Below are 12,244 nucleotides of genomic sequence, written 5' to 3'. Positions count from 1 at the left end.
TCAATTGGTCTGTACCAATCTAGTGGATTGGTCTTGACCAATCCGCGCGCCGCACGTACAACTTGCTCACCGCGCCGCCCCACCGGCGCGGTGAGATGCGCACTCCCACCCCCTCTCCCACCACCCTGGAGGGTTCATGCTTCCTGGAAAACGGTTCCTTCGCGCAGCGCTCGTGAGCGGCTCGGCGCTCGGACTGGCCGCCGGCGGAACAACGCTCGCGCTCGTCTCGGCGCCCGCCGCACAGGCGGCCACCACGTGCGCCACGGCGTGGGTCTCGACCACCGCCTACGTCGCGGGCAACCAGGTCAGCGAGAACGGGATCAACTACACCGCCAACTGGTGGACCCAGGGCAACGACCCGGCCACGAACAACGGCGGATCCGGCTCCGGGCAACCGTGGACGTCCAACGGCTCGTGCACCGGCGGATCCTCGGGCTCCTCCCCGTCGGCCTCCCCGACGCCGAGCTCCACCTCGACGGGAACGGGCTCGGCCAGCGGCCTGGTCTTCAGCCCGTACAAAGACGTCACGATCAACATGAACTGGAACACCTACCAGATGCAGTCGGCCGTCGAGGGGTCCGCGATCCCGGTCGTCGGCTCCGGCAGCCTGGTGACGACCTACGTGCCGAAGCTGCCCGCGCTCACCGTCGCGTTCGCCACCGGCGCCTGCGGCAGCGAGACCTGGGGCGGGGTCTCGGGCGCGAACTGGGCCGCGGAGAACGTCCCGCAGCTGCACGCGGCGAACCTGAACTACATCGTCTCGACCGGCGGCGCGGCCGGAACCTTCACCTGCGCCTCGACGTCGGGCATGGAGTCCTTCATCGCCCGCTACGCGAGCCCGAACCTGGTCGGCATCGACTTCGACATCGAAGGCGGCCAGAGCCAGAGCGACATCTCGAACCTCGTCGCCGCGGCGGCCGGCGCGCAGGCGCAGTACCCGAAGCTGCAGTTCTCCTTCACCCTCGCCACCCTCGGCGCCTCCGACGGCAGCTACGGCGGGGTCAACTCGCTCGGCAACGAGGTCGTGCGCGCGGTGCTCGGCTCCAGCCTGAAGAACTACGTCATCAACCTGATGACCATGGACTTCGGCAACGCGTCGAGCAGCGTGTGCGTCGTGACCTCCGGCAGCTGCGAGATGGCGCAGTCGGCGATCCAGGCGGTCAAGAACCTCGAGCACACCTACGGCATCGCGGCCGGCAAGATCGCCGTCACCCCGATGATCGGCATGAACGACGCCACGACCGAGACCTTCACCATCGCCGACGTCGCCACGCTCAGCTCGTATGCGGTCAGCAACGGCCTGGCCGGGGTGCACTACTGGTCCCTGGACCGTGACGACCCCTGCTCCGACGACTACGCGTCCCCGACCTGCGACTCGCTCACCTCCACGAGCGCGCTGCAGTACACCAAGGCTTTCATCAGCGACCTGTGAGCCTGACGTAGAACCCAGAGCGGGCCGCGCACGAACCCTCGTGCGCGGCCCGCCGCGGTTAGAAGGCGGGCGCGCCGGCCGTGTTGCCCGCGTCGGCCAGCTGGAAGTGCCAGAGCACGATGGAGGGCAGGTTCATCACGGCTGTCACCGCCTCCGGTATCCAGCCGAGCAGCTCCCAGTCGAGCTGCGGGGCGCTCGAGCCCGGGATGACGGTGGGCACGTGGGCTGTGGTCGAGTCCTTGGTGGGGATGCCCGGCTCGGCGCAGTGGCGCACCTGGAAGCCGACGGGCAGCGCCGCCGCGAGGTACTCGCTCAGCCCCCGGTGGTACTCGACGAACGTCGTCGGGCGCCCATCAGGGCCGGGCGTGCGCGCGAGCATGGGACGCAGGTAGGAGAGCAGCACGTGCGGATCCGAGACGACCAGGTGCCCGCCCGGCCGCAGCACGCGCGCGAACTCGGCGAACACGGGGGCCAGGTCCGGCACGTGGCACAGCGCCAGCGCGCACACGGCCAGGTCGACCGACCCGTCCGCCAGCGGCATCGCGGTCAGCTCGGCGCGGTGGAAGACGGCCCCGGGCACCTTCTGGGCAGCGATCGCGAGCATCTCGCCCGACGCGTCGAGCCCGACCACCCGATGCCCGAGCCCGGCCAGGTGCTTCGCGTGCCGGCCGGTGCCGCACGCCGCGTCCAGGGCCGTGCCGATCGGCAGCCCGTCCACGATGGCGCGCACGAGCGGCTCCTCGGACTCGATCATCGAGTTCGGCCCGTCGTAGGTCGGCGCCCACTGCCGGTAGACCTCGCCGGTCGAGATCCCGCCCGCCACCGCCTCGATTCCCGGGGACCCGGCCAGCGCCGGGTCGGCCAGCAGCGTCCGGATCTCGGCGATCCGCGCCTCGACGAAGGCCCGGTCGCCGGTGCCGTCCCTGAGCCCGCGCAGGAGAGCCGCACCTTCGACGCCGAGCAGATAAGCCAGGGGGCTGAGATATGTCACCCGAGGGACGGTAGAAGGCTGCGACCACTGCGGGCAAGCGGTTTTCGGGGCGCCGCGGGAGGCGACCGGCCTACCAGTAAGACCCGGTGTGTTCGTGGATCTTCCCGGTGGAACGCTCCCGGACGCGGCGGCTGCGCAGGTTCTTCCTCGCCGAACTCCAGTACTCGGGTATATCGGGGCCGATCCCGCGCACCAGGGCGTGCGGCACACCTCGATCCGTTCACCGCGCGTCGAGAACTCCCGGACCGCCTCCTGCGCGCACACCAGCGCCGCCTCAGGCTCGCCGCACGCGGCGTGCGCCCACATCCTGGCGCGCAGCGTATGGGAACGCGGCGTCGAGGGCCGCTGCGGAGAGCCCTCGGCTATCGCCGCCCAACGCTCGGCTTCCGCGCCCTCGCCCAAGGCCAGGGCCACCTCGGCCAGGGTGTCGCTCCACCGCGGCCGGCGCACCGGGCTTATCCCCGCGAGGTCCTCACCGCCCGCTTCGAGCAGCAGCGAACGGGCGCGCAGCGGCTCGCCGGCGAACAAGACCAGCTCGGCCTGGAAACAGCGGACCGTCATAGCCCAGGTGGTCGACGAGTCGCCCGCCACCGCGAGCGCGCGCTCCGCCTCCGCCGCCGACCGCTCGGCGTCGCCGGGCTCATCGCGCCAATACAGGGTGGCGCCGCGCAGGTTCGCGGCCACCGCCTCCTCCGACGGGTTGAGGCCGAGCTCCCCGAGCTCCTCGCGGCGCCGCTCCACGCGTTCGAGGGTGACCATCGCCGCGCGCAGTTTCCCCAGCCGGCACTGCGCATTGGCCAGCACGGTCAGCAGCTGCCCGTCGAGGTAGGTCTGACCGGTGCGCCGGGCCAGGGCCTCGGCCCGGGCGAGGTGGCGTTCACAGTCCGAGAGCCGCCCCAAAAGCCCCTCGGTCATGCCCAGCTGCACCGGCGCGGCGAGATTCGTCAGCAGCATCGTGTCGGGAGCGGCGTCGATGAGTTCCGCGGCCCTGCCCGCGCGGGCCAACGCGGTCAGATCGTCGTCGGTGAACAGATGCCCGAGCGCGGACTGTGCCAGGGCGTGCGCCTGGCCGACGTAATCCCCGTGCCGCGCCGCGATCTCGGCGGCGGTCTCGGCATAGAGCCGGGAGCTCTCGTAATCCTGCACGTCGTACGCGCCGTCGGCCAGTTCGATGTAGAGGGCTGCGGCGCCGGCCGAGTCGGCCTCCGCGAGCGCCGCCAGCCCGGAGCGGGCCAGGGCCCCGGCCTCGAAGTGCCGGCCCAGGCGCCGTTCGATCCGGCTGGAGTCCAGCGCGGCGGCGTCGGCCTGGCCGGGCCCGGCCGACCGCAGCGCGTCGAGCAGCGCGCGGCCCTCGGACAGCTCGTCGGACAGCAGGCGGGCGCGGGCGAGCAGCACGTGCAGCTCGTGGGCGTGCTCATGGCCTTCACGCAGCAGCGGCCGAGCGGCCTGCAGGTATTCGGCCGCGGTGGCGGGGGAGGTGTAGATCGTGGCCCGGGCGGCCGCGATCAGCGTCCTGACGTGCTCGGGGTTGTGCGGATCCGCGGCCCGGGTCACGTGCCGCACGCGCCGGGCGACCGGCGCGCCCTGCTCGGCGAGCGCGTCCGCCGCCCGCTGGTGCAGCGCGAAACGACGGCTCGGCTCGAGCCGCTCGTAGACCGCCTCGCCGACCGCGCGGTGGCGCAACGCGAGATGAGGCCCGCGCTCGGCCGGGCGTACCAGGTCGACGCCGGTGAGCCGGTCGAGTGCGCGCACGGCCGCCGGCTCATCGAGCCCTGTGACGTCGGCCAACAGCGCCGCGGAGAACGGCTCGCCGATCACCGCGGCGCCCCGCACCGCCGCGAGCGCTTCCGGGTCCAAACCGGCCAGCTCCCCGAGGATCGCCGCGCCGGCCTCGGCGGTCGACCCGGTATCGCGCAGCGTGCACAGCAGCTTGATGTACTGGGGGTATCCCGCGGCCTCGCGGTAGATCTCCTCGGCGTCCGGCCGATCGCCGATCATGATCGCGGCCTGCTCACGCGTGAGAGGGCCCAGCTGAGCGACCCTCAGCCGCCCGGCCGCCGCCCCGGCGAGCGCCGCAGCCGGCCCGGGTGCCAGCTGACGCCGACGGTAGGCCAGGACACACAGCACCGGTGCGCTCGCGACGCGATCCAGCAGCCGCCCGAGCAGACCCGCCTCGTCCGCACCGAGCAGATGCACATCGTCCACGGTCACGACCAGGGGCCGGCCGACGGCGGCGCAGAGCGCATCCACATCAGGACCCTGAGCCAGGTCGGCGCCGCGCAGTGCCGTCACGCTCACGCCCGCCGCGCGGGCCGCGTCCGCAGCCGCCCACAGCAGCGCGCTCTTCCCGCTGCCCCCGACCCGGCCCGCAGTTCCTCGACTGCCGATTCGAGCATACGAAGATGCCACTCACGACCGATCAGAGTCTCGACCATGCAGCTGAGCCTAAGACCTATGACAAGGCCGCCCACCGACATCTCAGCAGTTGACGCACGCGGGCGCCGGGCGACATGCGCCCAGCGCCCGCATCACCGCGTACTTGCGTACGCCGGTGCTCCCGGCTCAGAGCCCGGCTTCCAGGACGCCCTGCAGCGCCTTCGTCCGCTCCTCGACGTGATGGTGTTGGACTCCGACTTGTGGTCGAACATCAGCACGCCCTCGGCGAAGGAGATGCCCGACGGGCTGAAGTACTCGTCGGTGTTGCGCACGACGACCTTCACCACACCCTCACGCAGAGCGTCCCTGCCCATGTCATCGGCGCCGAACGCGCCGAACGCGTCCAGCAGCGGCTGGAAGTAGACCTGGGGGAAGTACTCGGCGTACGAGTCGGCGTAGTCGGGCACGGCCAGCTCCTCCCATGCCACCTCGATCGGTACCTCGAACCCCGCGGCCTCATCGATCCGCGCCTTCCAGCCGGGGTAGTCCTCGTTCTTGAACCGCTCAACGCTGCGGCGCTCCGCCAGGCCCATCTGATCCTCCACATCGCGGACTGCAAAGACGCCCCCGATCTTCGCCGCCCCTCGGCGCCGCCGCATCGGTGGAAACACGTAGCCGCCTACGCAAACGCGAGCCGATCCGCGCCCACCGGACCGGGCCCCCGGCGACTGCGGGCGGGAAATAGGGGGGCCGGTTTGCCGGTTGTCCGCCTCACAGGATAGTTAAGTAACTAGAACATCTGCCCGCCCACCGATATGTCCGCTCAGCCTGAACTGCGAGGAACCCTCCATGACCGCCACGGAGTCCCCGGCGCCGCGCGCCGCCGAAGTCCTGTCCCGGCCCGTCGAGATCGGCGGCCTGACGGTCCCGAACCGCATCGCGATGGCGCCGATGACGCGCATGTTCTCCCCGGGCGGCGTGCCGGGCGAGGACGTGGCCTCGTACTACTCCCGCCGCGCGGCCGCGGGCGTGGGCCTGATCGTGACCGAGGGGACCTACGTCGGACACGACTCGGCCGGCGAGAGCGACCGGGTGCCGCGCTTCCACGGCGAGGAGCAGCTCGCCGGCTGGGCCAAGGTCGCCGCGGCCGTGCACGAGGCGGGCGGCACGATCGTGCCGCAGCTGTGGCACATCGGCATGACCCGCAGGGCGCAGGCGAGGCTCAACCCCGAGGCCCCGGCGATGGGCCCGTCGGGCATCCGCGTCGACAGCGACGGAGAGAGCCGGGACGGACACGCGATGACCTCGCGCGACCTGGACGAGGTGATCGCCGCGTTCGCGCAGTCCGCCGCGGCCGCGGAGCGGATCGGCTTCGACGGCGTCGAGCTGCACGGCGCGCACGGCTACCTGATCGACCAGTTCCTGTGGGAGCGCACCAACCGGCGCACCGACGGCCACGGCGGCGACTCGGTGGGCCGCACCCGGTTCGCCGCCGAGATCGTCGCCGCCGTCCGCGCGGCCGTCTCGCCCGCGTTCCCGGTGATCTTCCGCTACTCGCAGTGGAAGTCGGACGCCTACGACGCCCGGCTCGCCGAGACCCCCCGGGACCTCGAAGCGATCCTCACCCCGCTCACCGCCGCCGGCGTCGACGCGTTCCACGCCTCCACCCGCCGCTACTGGCAGTCCGAGTTCGACGGCTCCGACCTCAACCTCGCCGGCTGGACCAAGAAGCTGACCGGCAAGCCCGCCATCACCGTCGGCTCGGTCGGCCTCGGCGGCGACTTCATCCGCTCCTTCGCCGGCGAGGGCTTCGCCACCCAGAGCATCGACGACCTCCTCGACCGGCTCGAGCGCGACGAGTTCGACATGGTCGCCGTCGGCCGCGCCCTGCTGCAGGACCCGCAGTGGGCCGCGAAGGTCCTCGCCGGCCGCTTCGAGGAACTCTCGGCATACGACCCGGCCGCACTGCGCACGCTCAGCTGACGGACGGAACGCACCGCCCCGGCCTCGCCTACGGCCGGGGCGGTGCGTGCGGGACTTCTGGTGGACCGTCAGATGATCCGGCAATATGCTGACCCGAAGTCATATCGGGGTCGGTACAACCGCAGGGGGGTGCGGCGTGTCTGTCGTGTTGCCGCAAGAGCTCGTCTGGGTCCTGGACGCGATCGGGATCCAGTGGCCGAACATCGACGAGGACGCCATCGGCGAGGTGGCCAGTGAGTGCCGGCAGATCGCGTCGGACCTCGGCAGCGGGCACGGGGACGCGGAGAGCGAGATCGAGCAGATGCTCGACCTGAACTCCTCGCAGGCGCTCACCGCCTTCGACGCGCTCTGGAAGAAGCTGTCCAAGGGCCACATGCAGGACTTCGTCACCGGCCTCGGCGTGCTCGCCGACGGGCTGGACGTGGTGGTCGGGGTGATCGTGGCGATGAAGGGCGCGGCGATCGTGCAGCTCGGAATCCTCGCCGCGCAGCTGATCGCCGATCAGGCCGCCGCGGTCGAGACGCTCGGCGCCTCCGAGGCCGAGGCCGCCGGCGCGATCGTGGTCACCCGCGGGATCATGAAGAAGATCATCGAAGAGGCGGTGCGGCAGATCGAGCAGGAACTGCTCAGCGCGCTCGAAGGCCCGGTGCTCCAGGCGCTGGAGTCGGCCGGGGAGGAACTGGCCACCCAGCTGGTCGCGGACGTGGCCGGAGTCGGCAACGGGATCGACCTCTCCCAGCTCTCCCAGGCCGCGAAATCAGGGTTCGGCCAGGGCGTGTCCACGCTGAAGTCGCAGGGAGCGGCGGCGCTCAGCGATCCGCTGGGCGCGGCCGGCTCGCTGGCGAACGGCACCGGCCTGCCCGGCGGGAACCAGCAGTCGGTCATGGAGAGTACGGCCGTGGAAAGTGGTGCGTGAGGTGTCCGACCAGCAGCCGATCAACATCGACCCGGAGTCGCTGCGCAAGGGTGCGGCCGCCCTGCACCAGTTCTCCCAGTCGCTGGTGCCGATGGGCCAGCGGATGCAACAGGCCGGGCAGAAGCTGCGCTCCAGCGCGGCCGAGGACACCTCCGGCCTGGGCAAGGCGCTGGCCGAGGGCACGGGAGGCGTGACCGAAGCGCTCGGCGTGATGTTCAAGCAGGTCGGCCGGTGGACCGGGGGCGCCGGGCTGCGGCTGGGCAAGCACGCGGAGAGCACCGAGGACGCGGACAAGGCCGCATCCGACGCGTTCTCCGGGATCCACGGCGAGGACGAGGGCTACTCCGGTTCCGTGGGCCGCGGCGGCGGGGGAGAGTCGTCCGACGGGAGTGGCGGCACCGGGGGCGCAGGCGGCAAGGGCATCGAGGACCCGGGTTCCCTGGGCCACACGCAGGATCAGGGCAGCAGCAACACCGCCGCCGACGACGTGAACTCGTGTAAGGACCCGATCGACGTCGTCTCCGGGATGATGTTCTTCACCCACACCGACCTCGACCTGCCGGGCATGCTGCCACTGGTGCTGAGCCGGACCTTCCGCTCCAACTACCGGCAGGGCCGCTGGTTCGGCCGCCGCTGGGCCTCGAGCTTCGACGAGCGGGCCGAGGTGGGCGCCGCGGGCGTGCACCTCGCCGTGGCCGACGGCGTCGTGCTGCACTACCCGCTGCCCTCCGGCGACGAGCAGGTGCTCCCGGACGCGGGCAGCCGTTGGCCGCTCGTCTGGGACCGCAGTACCGACACGATCACCGTCACCGATCCGCAGACCGGCCGGGTGCGCGCCTTCCCGCCCGTCGGCGGGACGAACCGCCCGCTCGGCTCGATCACCGACCGCAACGGATACCGCATCACCTTCGTGCGGGATCGGGAGGGGGTGCCCGAACTCGTCACGCACTCCGCCGGCTACCAGGTGGCCGTGGACTCGGTCGACACCCGGGCCGGCATGCGGATCACCGGCCTGCGACTGCTGGACGGCACGCCCGCAGTCGCAGGCGGCGCCCCCGGCACCCAGATCGTGGTGTTCGGCTACGACCCGCTGGGCAACCTGGTCGAGGTCTTCAACTCCTCCGGGCTCCCGCTCGTCCTGGAGTACGACCGCGAGGACCGGATCACCAAGTGGGTGGACCGGATCGGAACGCAGTACACGTACGAATACGACTCCGCCGGACGGGTGGTGCGCACCGGCGGCACCGGCTCCGTGCTCGCGGGCACCATGGACTACGACCCCGAGCGCCGGGTGACCTACTCCACCGACTCCCTCGGCGCGGTGACCGAATACTTCTACGACGCGAACGACCGGGTGATCAAGGAGGTCGACCCGCTCGGCGGCACCACGCTCAGCACCTGGGACCCCTACGGCAACCTCCTGACGAGGACGAACGCGCTCGGCCGCACGGTCGAGTTCGCCTACGACGAGTTGGGCAATCTCCTGCGGGCCACCGGCCCGTCCGGCGCCACGGCGCGCACCGAGTACAACGCGCTGTGCCTGCCGACGCGGTCGTGGGACGCGGACGGCAGCGTCTTTCACCACACGTACGACGAGGCCGGCAACCTCCTCGCCAGCACGGACTCGATGGGCCTGATCACCGCGTACGGCTACGGTCCGGGCGGACGGCTGACCTCGATCACCGACGCGCTCGGCAACGTCACCGCGGTGCAGACGGACCGGGCCGGGCTGATCACGGCGGTCACCGGTCCGCACGGCCCCGCGGGCTCCCTCCGGCGCGACGCCTTCGGCCGGCCGGTGCAGTCGGTGGACGCGCTGGGCGCGAGCACGGCGTGCACCTGGAGCCCGGAGGGATGGCTGACCAGCACCACCAATGCCGACGGCGCGGTCGAGACCCTGGTGCGGGACGGGGAGGGCAACGTCATCGAACGGGTGGACCGGCTCGGCGGGCGCAGCGTGTACGAAGTGGCGGGATTCGGGCTCGTGCGCTCCTCCACCGGGCCCGACGGCGCGCGCCACGCGTTCTCCTACGACACCGAGGGCCGCCTCACCTCCGTCCTCGGCCCGAGCGGCGCCTGCTGGACCTACGGGTACGACCTCGCCGGCAACCTCGTCGAGGAGACCGACTTCGACGGCAGGACCCTGCGATACGAGTACAACGCGCTGGGCGAGCTGGCCCGCCGGACCAACGGCGCCGGGCAGAGCGTGGAGTACGCGTGGAACGAGGCCGGGGACCTGCTCGAGGTGCGCGACGAGACCTGCGCGACCCGCTACGACTACGACGTGCGCGGCCTGCTCGTGTGCGCGTACAACGCCGAGAGCAGAGTGGAATACGTCCGCGACGCGCGCGGCGAGATCCTGCGCGAGACGGTCGACGGCCGGACCGTACTGAGCGAGTACGACCTCGCCGGCAACCGCACCAGGCGCGTCACCCCGTCGGGAGTGGTCTCGGACTGGGCGGTCGGCGCCGAGGGCCTGGTTTCGGCCTGCGCCATCGCCGGAACACGGATCACCTTCGACTACGACGCCCGCGGGCAGGAGACCAGCCGCCGGATCGGCGCCGCGACCGCCATGTCGAAGGCTTACGACCAGGTCGGCCGGCTCCAGTCGCTCGGGCTCTGGGCCCTGGACGAAACCACCCCGGGCGAACCGCAGTACGCGGGCATACGGGCACGCGCATACTCGTATCGGGCGGACAGCAAACTCGCCGCCGTGCACGACCAGGCGGCCGGGCTCAGCACCTTCGACCTCGACCCGAACGGCCGGGTGCGCTCGGTGAGCACCACGGGAGATGTGCAGCAGTACGCGTACGACGCGTCCGGAAACCTCGTACACGCCGAGGCGGGCGGCCGGTCCGAGGAGAACGCGGGTGCGCGCACGTACGAGGGCGCGCGACTGCGGCGGGCCGGGCGCACGCACTACGACTACGACGGCCAGGGGCGGGTCGTACGCACGGTGGTGCGCACGCTCTCCGGGCAGAACAGGGAGTGGACATACTCCTGGAACGCGCGCGACCAGCTCGTCGCGGCGAGCACCCCGGACGGCGCGCAGTGGCGCTACACGTACGACCCGCTCGGCCGCCGCATCCGCAAGGAGCAGGTGGATGAAGCAGGGGCCGTACTCGGCAGCACGGTCTTCAGCTGGGACGGGATCGTACTCGTCGAGCAGGCGTGCGCCGGTGCTTCGGGCGGCGCGAGCGGCGCTGACGGCACGGGCGGGGCCGAGGAGATCACCACCTGGGACTACCTGCCGGGCACCTACCAGCCGGTCAGCCAGGTCGAGCAGCGCCGGCTCGGCCCGGAGACCGGGCAGGCGCAATACGACCGCCGGTTCTACGCGATCGCCACCGACCTGGTCGGCCGCCCCACCGAACTGATCGCCGAAGACGGCCGGATCGGCTGGTCGGCCGGACCGGACCTGTGGGGCCTGACGAGCGGCGGCGAGCCGGAGCGCTGCCCGCTGCGCTTCCCGGGCCAGTACCACGACGAGGAGACCGGCTGGCACTACAGCCTCCACCGCCACTACGACCCGGCAGCAGGCCGCTTCGTCTCCCCGGACCCGCTCGGCCTGTCCGCGGCGCCCAACCACTACGCCTACGTCGAGAACCCGGCGACGCTGATCGACCCGCTCGGCCTCAAGGCCCTGTGCCCCTTCGGGGAGGCGAAGAAGGCCGCCGCGGACCTGCGCGCGGACGCCAAGCAGACCGGCAAGTCGCCGCCGCTGGCCTCCGCGGCGGCGATCGACTCGAACGGCCAGGTCTACACCGGCTACAGCGGTGAACCGGTCGGCAAGATCCACCCGCTGCTGCAGTCGCAGATGCCGAACCCGAGCAACGAGAAGTGGGAGGTACAGAACTGCGCCGAGTTCGTGGCGGCGAACAAGGCGCTCTGGGCGAACAGCACGGTGGACAAGAAGGGCAACGTGACGCTGAACGTCGAGCCGTCCGGGATACAGTATTCGACCGTGTACACGAAGAACGACGCGGTCTACCAACCGTGCCGCAACTGCGTGGTGTCCTTGGCGGGCCTGAGCCTGTTCACCCCGCCCAAGCCGCGCGGAGGCAGGCGATGACCGGAGGCGGGCGTTGACGACCGGACGCACCCCCGGCCCGGCCGCCGCCGAGCGCCTGACCGCGGCCGGCTGGCACCGCGGCCGCGCCGTCGCGATCGAGCCGTTCCTCGAGCCGCTGCTCGCGGAAGACTACGAGGTCCCGCAGGTGCTGCGGGAGTTCCTCCGCGGCTACGGCGGCCTGGAGTTCACCTACCAGAACCCGCAGAACCCGGCCCTGACCGACACCTGCACGATCGACCCGTCCCTGGCCACGAACGTGATCTACCCGATCCGGGTCCGGCTCTGGGGCGAGCGGATCGGCGCCGAGCTCTGCCCGTTCGGCGAAGCCAGCGGCATGAGCCTGGTCATGGCGCCCGACGGCCGGGTCTGGGCCGGGCGCGACGAGCTGCTGATCGTCATCGGCGACTCGCCCGAAGACGCCCTCGACTCGCTCTGCGAGAACCGCCCGACGCCGCACGTCCCCGGCGGCTGAAG

7 protein-coding genes are annotated in these 12,244 nt (G+C 71.6%); 5 read left to right on the top strand and 2 right to left on the bottom strand.

What is annotated here, in order from left to right:
- Nucleotides 1-172 precede the first annotated feature (172 nt).
- The gene (locus tag ACTRO_RS04555) at nt 173-1,432 is read left to right on the top strand and encodes a carbohydrate-binding protein (protein WP_245594294.1); all 1,260 of its coding nucleotides are present in this window, start codon (nt 173-175) and stop codon (nt 1,430-1,432) included.
- A gap of 58 nt (nt 1,433-1,490) precedes the next feature.
- On the opposite strand, the gene ACTRO_RS48600 is transcribed toward ACTRO_RS04555, so the two are convergent.
- Nucleotides 1,491-4,715: a methyltransferase domain-containing protein gene (locus ACTRO_RS48600; protein WP_211244097.1), complete on the bottom strand. Its 3,225-nt coding sequence runs from the start codon at nt 4,713-4,715 to the stop codon at nt 1,491-1,493.
- A gap of 236 nt (nt 4,716-4,951) precedes the next feature.
- On the bottom strand, nt 4,952-5,404 hold the full coding sequence (locus tag ACTRO_RS46815) for a hypothetical protein (RefSeq protein WP_051450310.1): 453 nt from the start codon (nt 5,402-5,404) through the stop codon (nt 4,952-4,954).
- A 244-nt stretch (nt 5,405-5,648) separates the two neighbouring features.
- On the opposite strand from ACTRO_RS46815, the gene ACTRO_RS04540 reads away from it, so the two are divergent.
- From ACTRO_RS04540 to ACTRO_RS04525, 4 genes are all read left to right on the top strand, one after another.
- Nucleotides 5,649-6,782, top strand: a complete 1,134-nt coding sequence (locus tag ACTRO_RS04540; RefSeq protein ID WP_034261350.1) for an NADH:flavin oxidoreductase — start codon at nt 5,649-5,651, stop codon at nt 6,780-6,782.
- A 136-nt stretch (nt 6,783-6,918) separates the two neighbouring features.
- On the top strand, nt 6,919-7,698 hold the full coding sequence (locus tag ACTRO_RS04535; protein WP_157435765.1) for a WXG100-like domain-containing protein: 780 nt from the start codon (nt 6,919-6,921) through the stop codon (nt 7,696-7,698).
- Nucleotide 7,699: 1 nt separating this feature from the next.
- Nucleotides 7,700-11,770 (top strand): RHS repeat-associated core domain-containing protein, encoded by a 4,071-nt coding sequence (locus ACTRO_RS04530; RefSeq protein ID WP_051450308.1) that lies wholly within the window; start codon nt 7,700-7,702, stop codon nt 11,768-11,770.
- 13 nt (nt 11,771-11,783) lie between these two features.
- A complete protein-coding gene (locus ACTRO_RS04525; protein WP_034261347.1) occupies nt 11,784-12,242 on the top strand; it encodes an SUKH-3 domain-containing protein in 459 nt (152 codons plus the stop codon).
- Nucleotides 12,243-12,244: the final 2 nt, after the last annotated feature.

The sequence above is a fragment of the Actinospica robiniae DSM 44927 genome (genome assembly GCF_000504285.1).
Classification (GTDB): domain Bacteria; phylum Actinomycetota; class Actinomycetes; order Streptomycetales; family Catenulisporaceae; genus Actinospica; species Actinospica robiniae.
The sequence above is the reverse complement of the archived record's forward strand: the minus strand, read 5'-3'. Positions and strand labels throughout refer to the sequence as shown.